Origin of the sequence: Streptomyces zhihengii (assembly GCF_016919245.1) — a bacterium.
Lineage (GTDB): Bacteria > Actinomycetota > Actinomycetes > Streptomycetales > Streptomycetaceae > Streptomyces > Streptomyces zhihengii.
In genome coordinates this window covers 909,377-930,895 of record NZ_JAFEJA010000001.1, presented here as the reverse complement: position 1 = coordinate 930,895, position 21,519 = coordinate 909,377, and the positions used below count along the sequence as shown (strand labels likewise).

At 74.0% G+C, this 21,519-nt stretch carries 18 protein-coding genes and 1 pseudogene; 11 read left to right on the top strand and 8 right to left on the bottom strand.

What is annotated here, in order from left to right:
* Window positions 1-57 precede the first annotated feature (57 nt).
* Window positions 58-1,890: an AMP-dependent synthetase/ligase gene (locus tag JE024_RS03980; protein WP_205372236.1), complete on the top strand. Its 1,833-nt coding sequence runs from the start codon at window positions 58-60 to the stop codon at window positions 1,888-1,890.
* Window positions 1,891-1,971: 81 nt separating this feature from the next.
* Here JE024_RS03980 and JE024_RS03975 read toward each other — a convergent pair whose 3' ends face one another.
* The gene (locus JE024_RS03975; protein ID WP_205372235.1) at window positions 1,972-3,111 is read right to left on the bottom strand and encodes an acyl-CoA dehydrogenase family protein; all 1,140 of its coding nucleotides are present in this window, start codon (window positions 3,109-3,111) and stop codon (window positions 1,972-1,974) included.
* 89 nt (window positions 3,112-3,200) lie between these two features.
* Here JE024_RS03975 and JE024_RS03970 point away from each other — a divergent pair, with 89 nt between their 5' ends.
* Entirely contained in the window at window positions 3,201-3,827 is a 627-nt protein-coding gene (locus JE024_RS03970; RefSeq protein WP_205372234.1) for a TetR/AcrR family transcriptional regulator, read from the top strand.
* 53 nt (window positions 3,828-3,880) lie between these two features.
* Here the strand turns inward: JE024_RS03970 and JE024_RS03965 are convergent, their stop codons facing one another.
* The 4 genes from JE024_RS03965 to JE024_RS03950 form a co-directional block, all read right to left on the bottom strand.
* Window positions 3,881-5,386 (bottom strand): aldehyde dehydrogenase family protein, encoded by a 1,506-nt coding sequence (locus JE024_RS03965; RefSeq protein WP_205372233.1) that lies wholly within the window; start codon window positions 5,384-5,386, stop codon window positions 3,881-3,883.
* A gap of 269 nt (window positions 5,387-5,655) precedes the next feature.
* Complete coding sequence (locus JE024_RS03960) at window positions 5,656-6,318, bottom strand: response regulator transcription factor (protein WP_205372232.1); 663 nt, start codon at window positions 6,316-6,318, stop codon at window positions 5,656-5,658.
* Between the two features lie 115 nt (window positions 6,319-6,433).
* Window positions 6,434-8,308: a sensor histidine kinase gene (locus tag JE024_RS03955; RefSeq protein ID WP_307840689.1), complete on the bottom strand. Its 1,875-nt coding sequence runs from the start codon at window positions 8,306-8,308 to the stop codon at window positions 6,434-6,436.
* On the bottom strand, window positions 8,305-8,493 hold the full coding sequence (locus JE024_RS03950; RefSeq protein ID WP_205372231.1) for a hypothetical protein: 189 nt from the start codon (window positions 8,491-8,493) through the stop codon (window positions 8,305-8,307). Before JE024_RS03950 ends, JE024_RS03955 begins: the two co-directional genes overlap by 4 nt.
* A 38-nt stretch (window positions 8,494-8,531) precedes the next feature.
* On the opposite strand from JE024_RS03950, the gene JE024_RS03945 reads away from it, so the two are divergent.
* From JE024_RS03945 to JE024_RS03935, 3 genes are all read left to right on the top strand, one after another.
* Window positions 8,532-9,140, top strand: a complete 609-nt coding sequence (locus JE024_RS03945; protein ID WP_205372230.1) for an LURP-one-related family protein — start codon at window positions 8,532-8,534, stop codon at window positions 9,138-9,140.
* Between the two features lie 128 nt (window positions 9,141-9,268).
* Window positions 9,269-10,312 (top strand): Clp protease N-terminal domain-containing protein, encoded by a 1,044-nt coding sequence (locus JE024_RS03940; protein ID WP_205372229.1) that lies wholly within the window; start codon window positions 9,269-9,271, stop codon window positions 10,310-10,312.
* 116 nt (window positions 10,313-10,428) lie between these two features.
* The gene (locus JE024_RS03935) at window positions 10,429-11,244 is read left to right on the top strand and encodes a class I SAM-dependent methyltransferase (RefSeq protein WP_205372228.1); all 816 of its coding nucleotides are present in this window, start codon (window positions 10,429-10,431) and stop codon (window positions 11,242-11,244) included.
* Window positions 11,245-11,326: 82 nt separating this feature from the next.
* Here the strand turns inward: JE024_RS03935 and JE024_RS03930 are convergent, their stop codons facing one another.
* Complete coding sequence (locus tag JE024_RS03930) at window positions 11,327-12,553, bottom strand: cytochrome P450 family protein (protein WP_205376360.1); 1,227 nt, start codon at window positions 12,551-12,553, stop codon at window positions 11,327-11,329.
* Window positions 12,554-12,736: 183 nt separating this feature from the next.
* Between JE024_RS03930 and JE024_RS03925 the strand changes: the two genes are divergently transcribed.
* The 4 genes from JE024_RS03925 to JE024_RS03910 all read left to right on the top strand — a co-directional run bounded on the left by JE024_RS03925 (window position 12,737) and on the right by JE024_RS03910 (window position 15,721).
* The gene (locus JE024_RS03925) at window positions 12,737-13,210 is read left to right on the top strand and encodes a carboxymuconolactone decarboxylase family protein (protein WP_205372227.1); all 474 of its coding nucleotides are present in this window, start codon (window positions 12,737-12,739) and stop codon (window positions 13,208-13,210) included.
* A gap of 30 nt (window positions 13,211-13,240) precedes the next feature.
* On the top strand, window positions 13,241-14,176 hold the full coding sequence (locus JE024_RS03920; RefSeq protein ID WP_205372226.1) for an RNA polymerase sigma-70 factor: 936 nt from the start codon (window positions 13,241-13,243) through the stop codon (window positions 14,174-14,176).
* Window positions 14,177-14,320: 144 nt separating this feature from the next.
* Window positions 14,321-14,737, top strand: a complete 417-nt coding sequence (gene panD / locus JE024_RS03915; protein WP_205372225.1) for an aspartate 1-decarboxylase — start codon at window positions 14,321-14,323, stop codon at window positions 14,735-14,737.
* A gap of 174 nt (window positions 14,738-14,911) precedes the next feature.
* Window positions 14,912-15,721, top strand: coding sequence for an MBL fold metallo-hydrolase (locus tag JE024_RS03910; RefSeq protein ID WP_205372224.1), 810 nt, complete (start codon window positions 14,912-14,914; stop codon window positions 15,719-15,721).
* Window positions 15,722-16,175: 454 nt separating this feature from the next.
* Here JE024_RS03910 and gnd read toward each other — a convergent pair whose 3' ends face one another.
* Window positions 16,176-17,618, bottom strand: coding sequence for an NADP-dependent phosphogluconate dehydrogenase (gnd, locus tag JE024_RS03905; protein WP_205372223.1), 1,443 nt, complete (start codon window positions 17,616-17,618; stop codon window positions 16,176-16,178).
* A 202-nt stretch (window positions 17,619-17,820) separates the two neighbouring features.
* Here gnd and JE024_RS03900 point away from each other — a divergent pair, with 202 nt between their 5' ends.
* A complete protein-coding gene (locus JE024_RS03900; protein WP_205372222.1) occupies window positions 17,821-19,119 on the top strand; it encodes an ROK family protein in 1,299 nt (432 codons plus the stop codon).
* A gap of 87 nt (window positions 19,120-19,206) precedes the next feature.
* Complete coding sequence (locus tag JE024_RS03895; RefSeq protein WP_205372221.1) at window positions 19,207-20,454, top strand: transglycosylase family protein; 1,248 nt, start codon at window positions 19,207-19,209, stop codon at window positions 20,452-20,454.
* Window positions 20,455-20,559: 105 nt separating this feature from the next.
* Here the strand turns inward: JE024_RS03895 and JE024_RS03890 are convergent.
* Window positions 20,560-21,387, bottom strand: a pseudogene (locus JE024_RS03890) (DMT family transporter); the annotation flags it as partial.
* Window positions 21,388-21,519: the final 132 nt, after the last annotated feature.

Below are 21,519 nucleotides of genomic sequence, written 5' to 3'. Positions count from 1 at the left end.
GAGGCCCGACGCCCGACGCCTGCCCGACCCTTCCCTTCCGCCCGCAAGGAGGCCCCGATGACATCAAGACCCCGTACCAGCGGCGACCTGTCCGACGACCCGGCCGACCGGACCCTGCCGCAGCTGCTCGCCCGCAACGCAACCGAGTACCCGCTGCTCCCCGGCCTCTCCTGGCAGACGGCGGACCCGGACGGCGCATGGACCACGCTCGGCTGGGCGGAGATCCACGAGCGCACCCGGAGCCTCGCCGCGGGCTTCCGGGCCCTCGGTGTCGGGCGCGGCGACCATGTGCTGCTGATGATGTCCAACCGGCCCGAACACTGGCTGTCCGACCTGGCGCTGGTCCGCCTCGGCGCGATCCCGGTCAGCGTCTACGGCACCTCGGCGCCCGAGCAGATCACCCACATCGCCCGCAACTGCCGGGCCCGCCTCGCCGTGGTGGAGGGGGCGGCGCAGGTGGCCGTGTGGGAGCCGCTGCTGGCCGACGCGGACACCCCGCTGGAGCGTCTGGTGGTGGCCGAGGAGGGCGCGGAGGGCCCCCACTCCCCGTACGCCGCCCTGCTCCGCGAACCGGAGCCGGAGCACTTCGCCGGGGAACTGGACACCGCCCGCCCCGAGGACCCGCTGACCGTCGTCTACACCTCCGGCACCAGCGGCGAGCCCAAGGGCGTCGTCCTGACCCACCGCCAGGTGATGTCCAACGCGCTGGCGCTGGACGCCGTGGTGGAGCTGCCCCCGCACGTCGAGCACATCTGCTACCTGCCCTTCGCCCATATCGCCGAGCGGATGCTGGGCATCTACCTGCCCTGCCACCGGGCCTCGCACGTCTACCTCTGCGCCGATCCGACGGGTGTCGCCGCCGTGGTGCGCAAGGTGCGCCCCGCGCAGTTCTTCGGCGTGCCGAGGATCTGGGAGAAGCTGTCCGCCGCCGTGCGGGGCGTCCTCTCGCTGATGCCCGCCGAGCAACGGGCCGTCATCGAGGAGGCGTTCGAGGTCGCGCGTGAGCACGTCGGCCACCGCGAGCGGGGCGAGACGCCGCCCGCCGAACTGGAGAAGCGCTACGAGCGGGTCCGCGAGGAGGTGCTGCTGCCCATGCTGGCCGCGGGCGGCCTGGACCGGGTGACCTGGTCGGCCAGCGCCTCGGCGCCCATGTCCGTCGACGTGGTCCGCTTCTGGGCCGGCTTCGGCATCGTCATCATGGACGCCTGGGGGATGACCGAGACCACCGGTGTGGCCACCAGCAACAGCCCCCGGGCCGGCTTCCGGCTCGGCTCCGTGGGGCGCCCGGTGGAGTCGGTCCAGGTCCGTGTCGCCGAGGACGGCGAGATCATGGTGCGGGGGTCGTCCGTCTTCTCCGGCTACCTCCAGCCGGACGGCTCGGTGCACTCCGGCCTGGACGCGGACGGCTGGCTCGCCACCGGCGACATCGGGCGGATGGACGAGGACGGCTACCTCTGGCTCACCGACCGGAAGAAGGAGATGATCATCACCTCCACCGGCAAGAACGTCTCCCCGGCACTGGTGGAGAACGCGCTCAAGACCCATCCGCTGATCGGCCAGGCGATGGTGCACGGCGACAACCGCTCCTACCTGGTCGCCCTGCTGGTGCTCGACGCGGAGGCCGCCCCCGCCTGGGCCGCGGCCAACGGCGTCGAGGCGGAGGGGGGAGCGGCCGCGCTGGCGGCGCACCCCGCCGTCCGCGCGGAGGTGGAGCGGGCGGTCGCCGCCGCCAACGCCCGGCTCAACCACACCGAGCAGGTCAAGCGGTACGAGCTGCTGACCGAGGAGTGGGGTCCGGCGACCGGTGAGCTGACCCCCTCGCTGAAGATGCGGCGCCGGATCATCCGGGACAAGTACGCCGAGGAGCTGTCCGGCCTCTACGAGGGCTGAGCCGCCCTTTCGCCGGCACGACGCTGCGGCCGCCGCCCCCCGGACCGGGGGGCGGCGGCCGCAGCGTCGTGCCGGGCCCGCTCAGAGGCCGTAGGTCTTGCCGATGACGTCCCGCTGGATCTCGCTGGTGCCGCCGTAGACCGTGGACACCACCGCCGCCCGCAGATGGCGCTCCATGTCGAACTCCGTGGTGTAGCCGTAGCCGCCCATCATCTGCATGCCCTCCAGCGCGGCCCGCTTGGCGAGTTCGGTCGCCTTCAGCTTCGCCATCGACGCCTCGCGCGGGAACAGCTTCTCCGGCTGGGCGTCGCAGTCCAGGGCCGTCTCGCGCACCAGCAGCCGGGTGCACTCGATCTCGGTGGCGAGATCGGCGATCCGGTGCCGCAGCGCCTGGAAGGAGCCCACCGGCCGGCCGAACTGCTCGCGCTCGCGGACGTAGGCGACCGTGTCGTCGAAGACCCGCCGCGCCAGGCCCAGCATGTTCGCGGCGAGGAACAGCCGCTCGTGGTTCAGCCCGGCCATCAACTGCGCCCAGCCGCCGTCCACCCGGCCGACGACCGCGTCCGCGGGCAGCCGCACACCGGTGAGGAAGACGTCGTTGACCTCCCGGCCGCCCATGGTGTCGATGCGCCGGATCTCCACGCCCGCGGTGCCGCCGGGCAGATGGAACATGGTCAGCCCGCCGTGCTTGTCCGCGCCGGTGCGGGCCACCAGCAGGATGTGCTCGGCGCAGTGCGCGTTGGAGATCCAGGTCTTCTGCCCGTCGATCACCCAGGTGCCGTCCGCCTCCTGCCGGGCCTGGCAGCGCAGCGCGCCGACGTCCGACCCGGCCTCCGGCTCCGACATGGCGATCGACAGCACGTCACCGCGCACGACACCGGACAGCACCTCGTGCCGCTGCCGCTCGGTGCCGAACTTCTCGTACGCCTTGGCGGCGATGACGGTGGTGATGAAGCCGCCCGCCGGGACCATGCCGTAGGAGGTCTCCTCCAGGAAGAGGCAGGCGTCGGCCACCCCGCCCCCGGAGCCTCCGTACTCCTCGGGCAGGCACACCCCGAGCCAGCCCAGGTCGGCGAGCCGGCCGTACAGCGCGGGGTCGTGGGCCTCGCGGCCGCCCGAGGTCAGCGCGTCGCGCTGCTCCCGGGTGCCGCATTCCCGCTTGGCGAAATCGCGGAGGGCCGCGACGAAATCTGCCTGTTCTTCGGTGAGGCGACTGCCCATCAGGTCCTCCTGGGTTCGAATCGCGTTACGAAGATACGATAGACGTTTCAGAGTCTCACCGGGAGGTGTTCGCCGGTATCGTGAAGGCCATGAGAACTGACACGGACGACTCGGAGCTCGCCCGGGCCATCGCCCAGCCGGAGACGGAGGACCGCACCGCGCGGCGGATCCTGGACGCCGCACTGGAGCAGTTCACCCTGCTGGGCCTGCGCCGTTCCTCCGTCGACGACGTCGCCAAGCGCGCCGGGGTCTCCCGCGTCACCGTCTTCCGGCGCTTCCAGACCAAGGACAAACTGGTCGAGGCAACCCTGCTGCGCGAGCTCGGCCGCTTCTTCCAGCGGCTGGACGCGGCGGTGGCGGCGCTGCCGACCATGGAGGAACGGGTCGTCGAGGGCTTCGTCGTCGCCCTGCGCCACACCCGCGCCCACCCCCTCTTCGGCGGCCTGCTGCGCCTCGAACCGGACGTCGTGCTGCCGTATCTGACCGTGCAGGGCGGCTCCTCGCTCTCCGCCACCGCCGCCTATCTGACGGGCCATCTGCGCCGCGCCCAGCAGGCTGAGGGCCGCCCCGACGAGGACCCGGGGCCGGTCGCCGAACTCATGGTGCGCGTCGCCGTGTCGTTCCTGCTGAACCCCGCCGGCTGCATCGCGATGGACGACGAGGAGCAGGCCCGGGCCTTCGCCCGCCGCTATCTGGCCCCGCTGCTGAACGCCTGACCGGCCCGGCCCGCCCACGCGGGGCGGACCGGGCCGGGACGCGGGTCCGCCGTTCAGCGGCGCCGGTGCAGCGACTGCGCGAGCCGCACCGCCCGCTCCCGTGTGGCGGCCGGCACGTCGAACGAGGTCAGCGCGATCGGCGGGGTGAACCGCTGCACGGTCGTGGACTGCACGGAGGTGAAGGCGCGCAGCCCCTCCTCGCCGTGGATCCGCCCGAAGCCGGAGTCCCCGGACCCGCCGAACGGCAGGGCCGGCACCGCGGCGAAGCCCAGCACCGAGTTCACCGACACCGCGCCCGCGCGCAGCCGCGCCGCGATCGCCGCCCCCGCCCGCCCGCCGCCGCAGAACACCGCCGCGCCCAGGGCGTAGCGCGAGGCGTTGGCCCGCTCCACCGCCTCGTCCACGTCGGCCACCGCGTTGATCGCCACGACGGGCCCGAAGGTCTCCTCCGTCATCGCCGCCGCGTCCTCCGGGACGTCGCTCAGCACGACCGGCTCCACATACGGGGCGCGCACCGAGCCGGGCCCGCCCAGCAGGGCCCGCCCGCCCGCCGACACCGCACCCGTCACATGCCGCTCCACCACGGCGACCTGGCCCGCCAGCGTCATCGGGCCGTAGGCCGCGTCCGCCCCGGCGCCGGTGGGCAGCGCCTTGGCGCGCTCCACCACCCGTTCGCACAGCTCCGCGTGGATCTCCCGCACCGCGTAGACGCGCTCGACCCCCGCACAGGTCTGCCCCGCGTTGCTCAGCGCGCCCCAGACGATCGCGTCGGCCGCCGCCGACAGGTCCGCGTCCGCGGTGACGATCACCGCGTCCTTGCCGCCGCACTCGGCGAGGAACGGCGTCAGCGTCTCGGCGCACACCGCCATCACCTTGCGGGCCGTCCCGGGCGAGCCGGTGAACGCCAGCTTGTCCACCCCGGACCGGGCCAGCGCGTCCCCGGTGGACGCCGCGCCGGTGACGGTGGTGAGCAGTCCGGCGTGCCCCGGCACCGCGTCGTTGAAGAGCCGCGCCAGCAGCACCCCGGTGCCCGGGGTCAGCTCGGACGGCTTGAACACCACGCCGTTCCCCGCCGCCAGGGCGTAACCGATGGACCCCATCGGGGTGTAGAGCGGATAGTTCCAGGGGCCGATCACCCCGACCACGCCCAGCGGCCGGTGCACCAGCGAGGCCCGCTGGTGGACGGTGAACAGCCCGGTGGACACCTTCCGCCGGCGCAGCACCCGCCCCGCGTTGCGGGCGGCCCAGGCCAGGTGCTCCAGCGTGAGCACCACCTCCAGCGCCGCGTCGCCGGCCGGCTTCCCCGTCTCCTCGGCGATGGTGCGCGCCACCGTGTCCAGCTCGGTGGCGAGTGCCTTCTTCCACCGCAGCAGGTGGTCGCGGCGCCGGGAGGCCGGCAGCGCCGCCCAGCCGGCCTGCACCGCCCGGACCCCGTCCACGGCCCGGGAGACCTCGGCCGGCCCGTGGGCCGGGTGCTCGGCGACGGGTTCGCCGGTCGCGGGGGAGTACGTGGTGAAGACGGGGGCGGGCCGTGCGGTTTCGGCAGTACTGGATTCCATGCGAATCCCCCTGTGAGTCGAAGATACTCAAACTATTGAGTTGTTTCATTCGCCGTCAATACACCGACGCCACAACGGTCCGGGCCGGCGCGCCGCGACGCGCACGGCACGCGGCGCTCTTCGGGCACGCCCCATCGACCCGCCTGCTCCCGGCGGGAGTTGGGCGTCGGGCGGGCGAGGTGCGGATGTGTGCCGGTGTCGGTCGGAGCGCGTCGGGACGCGGTCCGGTGTCGGTCGGACCGCGTCGGGACGCAGCCGCCCGGCGTCGGTCAGACCGCGTCCGGATGCAGCCCGGCGTCGCGCGCGAGCAGCGCCGCCTGGACCCGGTTGTCGACGTCGAGCTTGGTCAGGATGCGGCTGACGTACGTCTTGATGGTGGCCTCGCTCATGTGCAGCCGCCGGCCGGTGTCCGCGTTGGACAGGCCCTCCCCGAGCAGGGCGAGCACCTCGCGTTCGCGGGCGGTCAGCCCGTCGATGCGGTGTCTGGCCTGCTCCGCGCGGGCGGTGGCCCCCGGGGCCGCGAGCGTGTCCACCACGTGCCGGGTGGCCGTCGGCGAGAGGTAGGCGTTCCCGGCGGCCGCCGCCCGCACGGCGTGGATCAGCTCGTCGGGCGCGGAGTCCTTGAGCAGGAAGCCCGCGCTGCCGTGGCCGAGCGCGCGCAGCACGTTCTCGCGTTCGCCGAAGGTGGTCAGGATCAGCGCCCGCACCCGGGGCGCCGCGCGCCGCAGCTCGGCCAGCGCCGTGAGGCCGTCCATGACGGGCATCCTGATGTCCAGCAGCGCGACGTCGACGCCGGTGTCGGCGGCCCGCAGCACCGCCTCCCGGCCGTCACCGGCCTCCGCGACCACCTCGATGTCGTCGGCCGAGGTGAGGATCATTCTGATGCCGGCCCGGATGAGCGGCTCGTCGTCGGCGACGAGGACCCGGATCACAATGGCCTCCTGTGCGAAGTCGGTCCCGGAGCGGATGGCCCGTGGGTGGCCATCATGCCCTGATCCGTTCGAACACGGGGCGTGCGGTGGGCGGTCGGAGCGCGGCCGCGGCGCCTCAGGGTGCGTCGTCGAAGGTCTCCTTCGACACCAGCTTTCCGTCGCGGAAGCAGAACCGGAAGACGGTCGTGAAGTCGTCGGGGTCGTCGGACGCGAAGTGCCGGCAGGTCGCACCCTCGGGCATCGGCGGGCCCGACGTCGCGAGGTCCGCCGTCAGGAACGAGTCCTCGGCCGGCAGTTTCTCCTGGACGACGGCCTCGGGGTCGCCGGGGCGCGCGGACTCGTACACGCTCACCGGGATCATGGCCTTGTCCACCTCGTCCATCAGCGCGCTCACCCCCCAGACGCCCATGGCGATCACGCCCACCACGAGGACGGCACCGGTGACGGCGCAGCCGACGGCCAGGTTCCTCCTGCTGCTCATGATCGCGGCGAACTCCCCGTGCACGGGGGCCGCGCCGCCCCCGTTCGCCGCCCCCGCCCCCGGGTGCGCGGCGAAGCCGTCGTACGGGCCGGGTGCGGCCGGGCCGCCGGGATACCCGGCGCCGGGATGCGCGTCCCCGGGATACCCGGCGCCGGGACCCCCGGCGCTCACGGGCGCCGCGAACGCCGCCGCACCGGCCGGCTCCGGCGCGTGCGGCCGTGGCGGTGCCTCGCCGTGCCCGGCGCCGTAGGGCAGCATCCCGGCGATGCGGAACCCGCCGTCCGCGGTCGCTCCGGTGTGCACCATGCCGCCGACGAGCCTGGCCCGCTCCCGCAGACCCGTCAGCCCCTGGCCCCCGCTGATCCCCGCCGGGGCGGCCGGAGTCCCGGCCGGAGCGGGCCCGTTGGCGACCTCCACGACCAGGCTGTCCGCCTCGTAGCGCAGGGCCACGGCGATCGGGGCGCCCGGGGCGTGCTTGTGGGCGTTGGTCAGGCCCTCCTGGGCTATCCGGTAGGCCGCGTGGTCGGCCGCGGGAGCGAGCTGCCTGAACGTCCCGGACCGGTGCAGCTCCACCGTCGCGCCCGCGGCGCGGGACGAGGCGACGAGCTCCTCGACGGACGCCGCCGCCCGCGCCCGCGGCTGCTCGCCGCCCGCCGCCGGCACGAGCCCGGCCCCCGCGCCGCCGGGCTCGGTGCGCCCGCCGCCCCGGTCCGGCCGGTCCCGGACGTCGTGGAGGATGCCGACGGCCTCGCGCAGCTCCCCCATCGCGGCCACCGAGGCGTCCCGCAGGATCCTCACACCCTCCCGCTGGCGCTCCGTCAGATCGGGGTCGACCTGAAGCGCCCCGGCATGCACCGAGATCAGGGCGAGCTGGTGGCCCAGGCTGTCGTGCATGTCCCGGGCGATGCGGCCGCGCTCCAGCAGCCGCGCCTGATGGGCCACCATCGCCTGCTCGCGCACCAGTTGCTCGTTGTTGTGCCGCAACGCGAGCAGCAGCGAACGGCGTTGTGCCCGGTACCGGCCCACCAGCCCCGGCACGACGGCCAGCACCAGGAAAACGGCCGTGCTCAGCGCCCCCGTGACGAGCGGCAGCTCGGAGTCCGCACGCAGCTCGTTGTGGGTGGACAGCGCGGTGTACAGGACGAGCGCGCAGCCGTAGGCGGCGGCCATGCGCCCGGGACGCTCGACACGCCGCCCCGCCGACCAGCTCGCGTACACCAGCAGCAGCGACGCCGCGGGCAACTCCGCGGCCGTGACCGCCGCGAGGACCAGCACCGTCGCCGGCAGCGCGCGCCTGGCCAGTGACAGCAGGGCGACGCCCACCACGACGAGGAGGGTGCGCACGGTGAATCCGGCCACCATCGCGTCGAGGAGCCCGGGCAACCCGGCCTGGACGGTGGTGACCACACACTCCCCGGCGATCCGGCCACGGCTCCAGGGCGATGTCAGGGCACGGCGGAGCCTGCGCTGCCAGGCGATGCGGGCGGTGGGTGCGTCGGTCCGTTTCACGGGCCGACGATAGCCACCGCCCCGGAGCGCCGCATCATCCCCGCGTCGTCGCCGTGATCGACGAAAGTCGACTGCCCGCGCCCGTGTTGTGCCCGGGCGAGGTGTCCGCGCCGTCCCCCTTCGTCGTTCGGGTGCGCGACTTCCGGGAACTGCCCCGTGCGTCCGCCGGTGGTGAGGATGGACACCGGACGACGCAAGAGAACGACGATGGGGGAAGCACCTCGTGGACACCACGCAGCTCCAGGCGCAGGAGAGTTTCACCGTCAGACGGCGGACGACCCTGGCGGTCAAGAGGTACTCCGTGACATCGGCCCGCCCCGACGGATCGGCGGGCGAGACCGTCGCCTTCGCCGAGCAGAAGGCGCTGACGGCCACCGAACGGACGACGGTCTGGACCGACGAGTCCAGGGACCGCGTCCTGTGCACCTTCGAGGCCGGCCAGGCCCTCGACCTCGGCGCCGTCTACACGGTGCGGGACGAGGAGGGGAACGCCCTCGGGACCTTCCACGAGAAGCCGGTCGCCTCCCTGCTGCGCACGACCTGGGTCCTCGGCCGGCCCGGGCACGGGGATCTCACCGGACGCGAGCGCAACGCGGCGGTGGCCGTGCTGCGCCGGGTCTGGGACTTCCTGCCGTTCACCGACTTCGTGCCGTTCGTGTGGCCGCACCACTTCGACTTCACCGAGGGCGCCGACGGCGGGAAGCGGGGCATGACCGTCGACAAGCGGTTCGGGCTGCGTGCGCGGTACGTGATCCGCCTGACCGGTCCCGGCCTCGACCGCCGGCTCGCCATCGCCCAGGCCGTCGCCCTGGACGCCCTGCGCTCGGACTGACCCGCCCCCGCTCCCGCCGCATCCCCGTCCCTGCACGTCGCATCCCCGCCCCCGCCGCACCCCCTCCCCGCACCCCTCCCCGCACCCCGACCCACCCCCGCCGCCACCACCACCACGAGGAGAGCCGTATGACAGCGATCAAGGAGCCCGCCTGGAACGTCGTCGGAATCCTGGGCGCCGCCCGCGGCGCACGGGCATCCGCCGACGGACCCATCGGGTCCGAACACCTGCTGGCGGGCATCACCACGGCCAGGGGCCCCGCACGCGAAGCGCTCGACGGCGAAGGCGCGACCAGGACGGTGCTGATGGCGGTGCTGCGCGACAGGAGGGGAGGCGACGGCGATTGGGGCGGCTCGGACGACGCCGGGGCCGCCGTCGCCTCCACGGACGTCCTGGGGGAGGACGGCGACCGGGGCATCCGTCTCACCGGCGCCGCGGCCCGGGCGCTGACCGCGGCGATGCGGCAGGCCCAGCGGGAGGACGCGCCGAAGTTCACCGCGGTCCATCTGCTGCGGGCGCTGCTGGAGGAGGACAACCGCGCGGTGGAACTCCTCGGCGCCTGCAGTGTCTCACCGCTGACCGTGCGCACCCGGCTCGACGGCGGAACCGCGGCCGGGCACGACGACCTCGACCCCCTGCTGCACCCCACCCGCGAGGTCCTGCTCGGCCGCGGTGTGTACCGGCACCTGCCGCTGTGGAAGCGGTGGATGCTCACCTTCGCGGGCGTCAACTGGGCCGCGCGGCCCGCCTGGTGGGCCGCCATGGAGACCTACGAGCAGGCGCGCCGCCTCGGTTGCCGCGAGCCCGGCACCGAGCACATCCTGCTGGCGGTCCTGGCCACCCACGAGCTGGCCCTGCGCCACCCGCATCTGGCGAAGGAAGCCGCCCCCGGCGACGACTCCCGCTACGCGGGCGGCGAACTGCTGGCCGGCCTGGGAATCGACCACGCCGCGGTGCACCGCGCCCTGACCGGCGGACGCGTCCGGCTGACGGCCGACGCCCGCCCCGCCAGGGCCTACCTCGACGCGGCGACCCGCCCGTACGCCACCTCGCCCGCCGGCTCCTGCGCCCTGCCCGCCGCCGACCCGGGGACCGGCCCCCTGATCGAGGCACTCCTGCACGACGACACCCGCGCCCGGCAGCTGATCGACGCGCTGACCCCGGGCAGCTGACCGCCGCGCCGGGCCGGCCCCGGGAACCGATCGACACGCTGCCCCTGGGAACCGGCCCCGGGAACCGGCCCCGGCCCACCGGTCCCGCAGGCGCGCGCCGCCTACGATGGGGAGCCATGCGCGACGACACCCCGCACGAGACCCGCCGCGTTCGTCTGAGCCGGACCTTCGACGAGGACGCGGAGCTGTACGACCGGGCCAGACCCGGGTACCCGCCGGAGCTGTTCGACGCCCTGCACGCACTGGCCGGTACCGGACCGGGGTGCCGGGTCCTGGAGGTGGGGGCGGGCACCGGCAAGGCCACCGTGCCGCTGGCCGCACGCGGATGCCGGATCACCGCCGTCGAACTCGGCGCGGACATGGCCGCCGTCGCCCGGCGGAACCTGGCCGCGTACGAGGCCGTGGAGGTGGTGACCGCGGACTTCGAGACCTGGCCGCTGCCCGGCGACCCCTTCGACGCGGTCGTCGCGGCCACGGCCTTCCACTGGATCGACCCCGCCGTCCGCATGACCCGGGCCGCCGACGCGCTGCGGCCCGGCGGTGCCCTCGCCGTGGTCTCCACCCAGCATGTGGCGGGCGGCAGCGAGGAGTTCTTCGCCGAGGTCCAGCGCTGCTACGAACGCTTCGACCCGGCCACACCCCCGGGCCTGCGGCCCCCCGCCGCGGACGACGTCGACACCTCGGACCACGCGGCGGAGGCCGCCCGCAGCGGACGCTTCGGCCCCGTCGAACGCCGGCGCTGGCAGTGGGAGCTGACCTACACCACCGAGGAGTACCTGCGGCTGCTGCGCACCTACTCCAACCACCGCGCCCTGCCGCCGGAGGCCCTGGCGGGCCTGCTGAGCTGCGTCGCGGCCCTGATCGACGGCCGCCACGCCGGCCGGGTCACCAAGCGCCACCTCACCGAGCTGCGGGTGTCGCGGACCCTCTGACGGCCGTGCGCACCCCGGCGCCCGCCGTGTCAGGGGCGCGCCACGCCCCCGCGCCCGCCACGCCCCCGCGCCGCGACAGCGCTCAACCGCTCGCCGCCGGGCGCAGCCGCACGGGTACGGAGGCGTGTCCGTTGCTGATCAGACTCGGCAGCCTCTCCAGGGCGTCGCGCTCCGTGGTGAGCCGCGCGTCGGGGAAGCGCTCGAAGAACAGGCGCAGGGCGGTGGCGACTTCGAGCCGGGCGAGGGGAGCGCCGAGGCAGAAGTGGACGCCGTGCCCGAAGGCGAGGTGGTCCTTGCCGGGGCGCGTGGCGTCGAAGCGGTCGGCGTCCGGGTGCCAGTCGGGGTGGCGGTTGGCGGCGGCGTAGGAGGCGAGGATCGCCTCGCCCGCCCTGATCCGCTGCCCGTCGGGGAGGGGGATGTCGGTGCGCGCGTAGCGCAGCGGGAGGTGCTTGACCGCGGGCTGGTGCCGCAGTGTCTCCTCGACGACGTCCTGCCAGGTGCAGCGGCCCTCCCGGACATGGGCGAGCTGCTGGGGGTCCGACAGCAGGGTGGTCAGCGCCTGGTCGATGACGTTGGCGGTGGTCTCGTAGCCGGCGCTGATCATCAGGGTGTCGCGCAGTTCGGCGTCACCGAGCGCCGAGCCGTCGCCCTCGTCGTCGCGGGAGGCGATCAGGAGCGAGGTCATGTCCTCGCCGGGCTCGGCACGCTTGACCTGGATCAGCCCGTCCATCAGGCCGTAGAGCGCGGCGGTGTTGGCGGCCTGCTCCTCGGCGGTGAGATGGGTGGCGAACACGTTGTCCACCACGGCGCGGAACTCGGCGCGCCGGTCGGACGGGACGCCCATCAGCTTGCCGATGACGGCGATCGGGAGCGGGTACGCGAGGCGTTCGCGCAGGTCGACCGTGGCACCGTCCGGGAGTGTGCCGAGGTCGTCGAGGATGCCGGTCACGATCCCCTCGACGTCGTCCCGGAGGGCGGCGGCGCGCCGGGCCGAGAGCGCGGGGGCGATCATCCGCCGTAAGCGGCTGTGGTCGGCGCCGTAGGCGGTGAACATGTTCTCCACCGCGATCCACAGCGCCAGCGGCCAGGTGGTGACGGTCTCGGCGAACGCCGGCCAGTGGGCGCGGCCGTCCTTGGAGACCTCCTTGCTCGTCAGAAGCTGCTTGAGAAGGACGGGATCGGACACGGACCAGGCGCGCACCCCGAGGATGTCGACCTGCGTGGCCGCCCCGCGTCCGCGCAGGGCCCGGTGCTCGGCGTCCGGGTCGGACGCGGTGGGATCGAGGACGAGAATCCGCTGTTCGGGCACGGTGGGCCTCTTTCGGTGGGTGCGGGCGGCGGAGCCGCCGTGCCGGACGATCGGGTCGCGGCGGCGATCGTGATCCATCCTGCCCACCCGCCCGGCCGGTTTACCGTCCGCGAACGTGTCACAGGGACGCGGGCTGTCTCGTCTCGGTAGGTGAGGACACCGACGAGCACGGAGGAACACACGATGGACGCGCGACTCGTCTACTTCGCCAGCCCGACCGCGGGCAAGGCCCTCAAGTACTTCATGGCGGCAGGCCGGGAGATCAAGGACTCACCGCTGCCGGCCGCCACCCAGGAACTCGTGGCCCTGCGGGTGAGCCAGATCAACGGCTGCGCCGCCTGCCTCGACATGCACACCAAGGAGGCCGCCGCCGCGGGCGAGACCGCGGTCCGGCTGCACCTGGTCCCCGTGTGGCGGGAGGCCACGGTCTTCACCGGGGCCGAGCGTGCCGCGCTGGAGCTGGCCGAGCAGGGGACCCGGGTCGCGGACGCGGCGGGAGGCGTCGACGACGAGGTGTGGGCACGGGCCGCGGAGCACTACGACGAGGAGCAGCTCACGGCACTGGTCATGCTGATCTCGTTCATGAACGCGGTGAACCGGCTGAACGTCATCACCCGGCAGCCGGCCGGGGATTACCGGGTCGGGCAGTTCCACTGATCGACACACGGACCGCACAAGGGAGATGACGTGGGCAAGGTGGAGGAGTTCGAAGAGCTGCGGCCTCTGCTGTTCTCGATCGCGTACCGGATCCTGGGCAGCGTGGGCGAGGCGGAGGACGCGGTGCAGGAGACATGGCTGCGCTTCGACGCCTCGCCGACGAGGCCCGTGTCGGTCAAGGCGTTCCTGTCGGCGACGGTCACCCGCATCGCCATCGACGTCCTGCGTTCGGCCCGGGTGCGGCGGGAGGAGTACGTCGGGCCGTGGCTGCCCGAGCCGCTGCTGAGGGACCCCTACGAGGACCCGGCACGTGCGGCGGAGCTGGCCGACTCGGTGTCGATGGCGGCGCTGCTGCTCCTGGAGCGGCTCAGCCCGCTGGAGCGGTCCGTCTTCGTGCTGCGGGAGGTGTTCGCCTTCGGCTTCGACGAGATCGCCTCGACGGTGGGGCGCTCGGAGGCGGCGTGCCGTCAGCTTCTGGTCCGGGCGCGTCGCCACATGAACGAGGGACGGCCCCGGTTCGAGGCGGACCGGCGGGAGCGACAGGAACTGGCGAAGCGGTTCTTCGCGGCACTGTCGCAAGGGGACGTGGACGGTCTGCGGGGTCTGCTCTCCGCCGATGTCCAGCTCGTGGGCGACGGCGGCGGCAAGGCCCCGCAGCTTGCCAGGGCCGTCGTCGGCGCCGAGAACGTGGCCAGGCTGCTGGCCGGCGTCTACCCGCTGATGATGCGGGTCGACGTCACGTTCGAGCCGCACGAGGTCAACGGCCGGCCCGGCGCCGTCTTCCGCGACCGGGAGGGCAAGGTCCTCCACATCCTCGCCCTCGACATGCTCGACGGACGCATCCAGACCATCCGCTCGGTCATCAACCCCGACAAGCTCGGCCACCTCGGACCGGTCGCCGACGCCTGGGCCGTCGACCGGGAGGTGAGGCGGACCCGCAGGCGCGCCGCCGGCGGATCGGAGTGACGGTGATCACGGAAAACCGGGGGCGAGCGCTGCGTACGCTTACCGGGGCGTCCGGGCCGACGGCCACGCGACTCTTGTAGGATATGGAACAGCCCTTGACCTGCAATAACGCAGGCAGGGAGCCTCTTCGTGGGAGTAGTCTCGATGCTTCGCACCATGTTCAAGTCCAAGATCCACCGCGCCACCGTCACCCAGGCCGATCTCCACTACGTCGGGTCCGTCACCGTCGACCGGGATCTGATGGACGCCGCCGATCTGCTGCCCGGCGAGCTCGTGCACATCGTCGACATCACCAACGGCGCGCGCCTGGAGACCTATGTCATCGAGGGCGAGCGCGGCAGCGGCGTGATCGGGATCAACGGGGCGGCGGCGCATCTCGTGCACCCCGGGGACCTGGTCATCCTGATCAGCTACGCGCAGGTCGAGGACGCCGAGGCGCGCGCGCTCGTCCCGAGCGTCGTGCACGTGGACGCGGAGAACCGGATCGTGGCGCTCGGGGGTGACGCCGCCGAGCCGGTGCCCGGCGGCGACACGGTCCGTCCCCCGCACGCAGTGGTCTAGACCTCCGGCGCTCCCGTCGCCGGCGGGAGCGCCGAGCCCGTCCCGGGGTCACACTGGAGACAGAGCAAGGTGCCGGCCCGGCGCGGGGGTGCGTCGCACGGCACGGCCCGCCAGGCTGCGGGCCGGGGCCCCGGGATCCGGCCCGCCGTCGGTCCAGGGGGTCCCGGAGCCGTCATGACCATTCACCGGATCGGACACGAGATCTCCGTGCTGGGCGACCACCTGGAGGTCGCCGGGATCGGATTCCTCCCGGTCAACGCCTTCGTCCTGCACGCCGCCGAGCCCGTCGTCGTCGACACCGGTCTCGGCCTGCCCGACCGGGACTTCCTGAACACCCTCGGGTCGGTCGTCGACCCCGAGGACGTCCGCTGGATCTGGCTGAGCCACCCGGACCGCGACCACACCGGCGGCCTGTTCTCCCTGCTGGCGTCCGCGCCCCGGGCCCGGGTCGTCACCACCTTCGCCGGCGCGGGCATCATGTCGACCGAGCGCCCGCTGCCCCTCGACCGGATCTTCCTGCTCAACCCGGGCCAGTGCCTCGACGTGGGGGACCGGCTGCTGCACGCCTTCCGGCCGCCGCTGTTCGACAACCCTGCCACCATCGGCTTCTGGGACGAGAAGTCCGGGGCCTGCTTCAGCTCCGACTGCTTCGGCGCCCCGATGCCCTCCCCGGACCTCGCCGAGGGCGACAGCGCGGGGGACGTCAAGGAGGGTGACCTGCGGACCGCCCAATTGCTCTGGGCGACCGTGGACAGCCCCTGGGTCCACCTCGTCGACCCCGGCCGGTACGCCGAGACGCTGGTCCCGCTGCGCGTGATGGAGCCGGAGATCGTGCTCAGCACCCACCTCCCGCCGGCCGCCGGCCTCGCGCCGCGGATGCTGGACACCCTCGCCCTGGCGCCCGGCGCGGACCCCTTCATCGGCCCCGACCAGCACGCGCTGGAGGAGATGCTCGCCGCGTTCGAACCGGGGCGCGCGGGATAGCGGGGCTCGGTTCGAACGCGGCGGCGGAGGATCACCGGCCCCGTACGCGACTGGATCGGCCGCGGAAGGGAACGCGACCGTGAGACATCGGGAACGCACGACTTCGCACCTTGGAGGTCCGGCATGACCCACCCGTACCCCGACCCCGCACCGCCGGTGCCCACCCCCACGCCCGGCCCGCCGCCCGACCCGGGACCGCTGCCGGGTCCCGTGCCCACGCCGCCGCCGACGCCGGGGCCCGCGCCGGACCCCATTCCGCAGCCGCCCGGCCCCTCCCCGGAGCCGGTGCCTTCCCCGGAGCCCCAGCCCGGCCCGGTCTGAGCCCGCCCCCGGGCGGCCCGCCCGGCACATGTCGGCAGCCCGCCCCCGGGTGGCAGCCCGGCACACGTCGGCCCGGTGCGGCCCACCCCGCGGGGTGGGCCGCACCGGGCCGACGTGTGTCAGGGGACCGCGCTCAGTCCGCGGGCACCTCCGAGCGGTCACCCGCCCACAGAGTGTGGAACGCCCCCTCACGGTCGGTCCGCCGGTAGGTGTGCGCCCCGAAGAAGTCGCGCTGCCCCTGCGTGAGCGCCGCGGGCAGCCGCTCGGCCCGCAGGGCGTCGTAGTAGGCGAGCGCGGCCGAGAAGCCGGGCGTCGGCACGCCCTGGCGGGCCGCGGTGGCCACCACCTCGCGCCAGTCGTCCTGCGCCGCCCCGATCTCCTCGCCGAACCGCTTGTCGGTGAGCAGGCTGGGCATGTCCGGGCGCGCGTCGTACGCCTCGCGGATGCGGTCGAGGAACGCCGCCCGGATGATGCACCCGGCCCGCCAGATCGCCGCGACCGCGCCCGCGTCGATGTCCCAGCCGTACTCCTCGCTGCCCGCCCGCACCTGGTGGAAGCCCTGCGTGTACGAGACGATCTTGGACGCGTACAGCGCCTGCTCGACCCGGTCGGCGAAGCGCGCCGCCTCCTTCTCGTCCAGCGCGGCCGGCTCGGGGCCCGGCAGCCCGCGGGAGCTCTCCCGCAGCCCGGCGTGGCCCGACAGGGAGCGGGCGAAGACGGCCTCCGCGATCCCCGACACCGGTACGCCCAGGTCGAGGGCGGTCTGCACGGTCCACCGCCCGGTGCCCTTCTGCTCGGCCCGGTCGGCCACGACGTCGACGAACGGTTCGCCGGTCGCGGCGTCGGTGTGCGCCAGCACCTCCGCCGTGATCTCGATCAGATAGGAGTCCAGCCGCCCGGTGTTCCAGGTGCGGAACGTCTCCGCGATCCGGGCGGGGGAGTAGCCGGCGACCGACCGCAGCAGGTGGTACGCCTCGGCGATGAGCTGCATGTCGGCGTACTCGATGCCGTTGTGGACCATCTTCACGAAGTGCCCGGCGCCGTCCGGGCCGACGTGGGTGACACAGGGCGAGCCGTCGGGTGCCCTGGCGGCGATCCGCTCCAGCAGCGGGCCGAGCGATGCGTAGGACTCGGCCGAGCCGCCCGGCATGATGCTCGGCCCGTTGAGCGCGCCCTCCTCGCCGCCGGACACCCCGGCCCCGACGAAGTGGATCCCGCGCTCCCGCAGCGCCTTCTCCCGCCGGCGGGTGTCCTCGAAATGGGCGTTGCCGCCGTCGATGACGACGTCACCCTCCTCCAGCAGGGGCACGAACTCCTCGATCACCGCGTCCGTCGCGGCCCCGGCCTTGACCATGATCACCAGCCGCCGGGGCCGTTCCAGCGCCGCGACGAACTCCTCCGCCGACTCGCAGGCGACGAACGACCCCTCGTCGCCGAAGTCCTCGACCAGCGCACGGGTGCGGGCCGCCGTGCGGTTGTGCACGGCGACGGTGAGCCCGCCCCGCGCGAAGTTCCGGGCGAGGTTGCGGCCCATCACCGCGAGTCCGGTGACACCGATCCTGGCGGTTCCACTCATGCGATCGCTCCTGGAGTCGTCGGGCGCGGCCCCGGGCGGGCCGTTCGGGGGCGGGTGCCCACGCGGGCGGCCGGAACACTCCCGGGAACACCCGTGCCGGTGGATACGGACGCGCGGGTCCGTCCACCTCACCGATCCTCGGGGGAGGGCGGGCGGATCGCCCGCCGGGCACTGGGTATCTTGCTCCGAGGGAAGGAGCACGATGGCGGAGCGCGACAGACGGACAGTGCGTGACCTGCGGCGGGGGAATCGGGCCAGGGTCCTCGAGCGGGTGTACTTCGGCGGCCCCGCGAGCCGCCAGGAACTCGGGCCGGCCACCGGTCTCAGCTCCGGATCCATCAGCAACGTCGTCTCCGAACTCGTCGCCGAAGGGGTCCTGGAGGAGGCCGGCGTCGTCGACTCCGACGGCGGACGCCCGCGCACGCTGCTGCGGGTGGCCCCCGCCAGCGGCCTGCTCGCCGGCGTGGACATCGGCGAGACCCGGATCCGGGTCGAGCTGTTCGACCTCTCGCTCACCGAACTCGCCCGCGCCGAACGCCCCCTGGACCGGCACGGCTACGACGTGGAGCGGGTGGTGGCCCATGTGCGCGCCGCCGTCGGCCGGGTGCTCACGGACGCCGGCGCGGACGCCGCGCGGCTGCTCGGCATCGGTGTGGGCGTGCCCGGCCTCGTCGAACAGGACCCCGGCGCCGGCGGGGCCGTCGTCCACGGCCAGACCATCGGCTGGGACGCCGTCCCCTTCGAACGGCTGCTGCGCACGGCCGTGGACATCCCGGACGACGTCCCGCTCTTCATCGACAACGGCGCCAAGACACTCGGCCAGGCGGAGATGTGGTTCGGCGGCGGGCGGGGCGCGTCGACCGCGGCCGTCGCCCTGATCGGCTCCGGCGTCGGCGCGTCCGTCGTCCAGGCGGCCGACCCCGACGAGGCCGCCCGCCCGCGGGCCCTGGAGTGGGGGCACACCACCGTGCGCATCCGGGGCCGCCGCTGCCGGTGCGGCGCTGCGGGCTGTCTGGAGGCCTACGCGGGCGCGGCGGCCCTGCGCGAACGCTGGCAGGAGGCGGGCGCCGAGTTCCCCGCCGACGCCGACGACGAGACGGTCCTCGCCGCGCTGCTCGCCGCCGCCTTCCCGGAGGACGGCACCGCCCCGGACGCCCGCGCCGCGGACCTCCTCGACGAGACCGCCGAGTACCTGGGCGCCGCCGTCGCCGATCTGGTGAACCTCTTCTGTCCGGAACGCGTCCTGCTGGGCGGCTGGGCCGGGCTGCTCCTCGGGCCGCGGCTGCTCCCCGGCGTACGCCGTCACGCGGAGACGTACGCGCTGCGCCACGCCGCCGCCCGCACCACGATCGAGCTGGGCAGACTCGGCCCGGACGCGGTGACGGTGGGGGCGGCGACGCTGCCGCTGTCCGACTTCCTCAGCCGTGGCGGCAGCCGACGGCCGCCGAGTGCGCCCCGCGCACCCGTCCCGGAGGGCGGGATCCGGTCACTCTGGGCCTGAGACCTTGTCACCCTGTGTGCCCGCGACCTACGTTGGCCGCTTGCGGCATGACCTGCATGCGTGACCTACAGGTGGTGGGGGAGCAACATGGCCGGAACCGGTCGACACCGTCGATATCAGCCGAGTCGCCTCAACAGGGCGTCACTCACGGTCACGGCCGGCGGAGCGGGCATGGCCCTGCCGCTGGTCGGAGCCGGCACCGCGGACGCGGCGTCCCTGGACACCTGGGAGAAGGTCGCCGCCTGCGAGTCGACCGGCAACTGGTCGGTCAACACGGGCAACGGGTACTACGGCGGGCTCCAGTTCAGCCAGTCCACGTGGGAGGCCTACGGCGGCACCCGGTACGCCCCGCGCGCCGACCTCGCCTCCCGGGACCAGCAGATCGCCGTCGCCGAGAAGGTGCTGGAGGGCCAGGGCCCCAAGGCGTGGCCCTCCTGCTCGCAGCGGGCCGGTCTCGCGCGCGGCGGTGACGCCCCCGGCGTCGTGCCGGCCTCGCACACCACCCAGCGCCCGGCGGCCAAGGCGACCCCGACCACGGTGCCCACCCAGCGCGAGGGCTACACGGTCGCGCGCGGCGACTCGCTGTCGGGCATCGCCGAGCGGCAGGGCGTGGACGGCGGCTGGCAGCGTCTCTACGAGCAGAACCGCCGGACGGTCGGCGACGACCCGGACCTCATCTTCCCCGGCCAGCGGCTGGTGCTGCGCGCCCCGGCCAAGGCCGACCGCCCCGACACCGGCCGTCCCGCCGCCGGGAAGACGGCGGAGAAGCCGGCCGGCAAGCCGGCCGCGAAGCCGAAGCAGCAGGCGCCCGAGTCCGAGCCGAAGCCCGAGGCCAAGCCGAAGCAGCAGGCGCCCAAGCCCGCCACCGAGGCCCCGAAGCCCAAACCGAAGACGCAGCAGACGAAGACGCGCACGGAGGAGAAGAGCCGCTCCGGCTTCAGCGCCCCCGTCAGCTCCGGGCCGTCCACCGCCTACCGCAAGTCGGGCAGCTCCTGGTCGAGCGGCTACCACACCGGCGTCGACTTCCCCGTCGCCACCGGCACCTCGGTGAAGGCGGTCACCTCGGGCAAGGTCGTCTCGGCGGGCTGGGCCGGCGCGTACGGCTACGAGGTGGTCATCCGCCACCACGACGGCCGCTACAGCCAGTACGCCCACCTCTCGGCCCTGAACGTGCGCGCGGGCCAGCAGGTGTCAGCGGGGCAGCGCATCGCCCGCTCGGGATCCACCGGCAACAGCACCGGACCGCATCTGCACTTCGAGATCCGGACCGGGCCCGGCTACGGCTCCGACATCGACCCGCTCGCCTACCTCCGGTCCGGCGGCGTGTCGATCTGAGGCGGCGCGGCGGCCGCGCTGCGCCGCCACCAGCCCTCCCGGTGTGGTGCCGCCGCCCCGGGCGTCCGAGCGGACGTCCGGGGCGTCCGCAGGGGGCGTGTCCCCGTCGGAACCGAGGCGTTCGAGGGTGAGCAGCACCAGGCCGCCCGCCGCGAGGGCGCCGCACCCGAGCGCCAGGACCGTGCCCGTCACGCCGTAGCGGAAGTCCTCGCCGAAGAGCGTGATGCCGACGGCCGCCGCCACCACGGGGTTGACCACGGTGACGGTGGCGAGCGGTGCAGCAAGCCCGGAGCCGCGGTAGGACGCCTGCGAGAGCAGCAGTCCCGCGACGGCCAGCACCGCGATCACCGACATGGCCGGCCACTGGCCGAACGGCATGTCCCACTGCCAGTCCACGGCCACCGTCTTGGTGAAGACCGAGGCGATGCCGAAGGCGACACCCGCCCCGCCGGCCAGCAGCACACTGCGCAGTATCGGCCGGTGGACGCCCTGCGCCGTCAGGAAGAGCAGCGCCACCACACCGAGCGTGGCGCCCGCGAGGACGCCCCGCTGGCCGGTGCCCAGCGAGTGCGAGCCGTTGCCTCCGGTCAGCGCCAGCAGCCCGGCGAGCCCGACGGTCGCCATCACCGCGCCGCGCCAGGCGGTGGCCCCGGCCCTGCGGCGGACGAAGACGGCCGCCATCGGCAGCGCGAAGACGATGGTCAGCGCGCCCAGGGGCTGGACCAGGCTCAGCGGGCCGTAGGCGAGGGCGATGACGTGCAGGACGGCGCCCACGCCGTTGAGCGCCACCGCGATCCACCATCCCGTGTGGTGCAGGGGCGCGTAGGGACGGGACGGCGTCGTGGTCGCCACCTGCTCCTGGAGGATCGCCCCGGCCGCGTAGGCGACCGCGGAGACCAGTGACAGGAGCACGGACAGCGCGAGGGAACTCATGGTGACCACCCTGTCCCCCTTCCGCGTTCACGTCGTCGTTCTTGAGCAGGCACTTGTCCGTACTGCTGCGGTAGTACGGGAGTACGCCTCAGGTCCCTCTTCCGGCGGGGCGCACCGCACCCGGGGGACGGG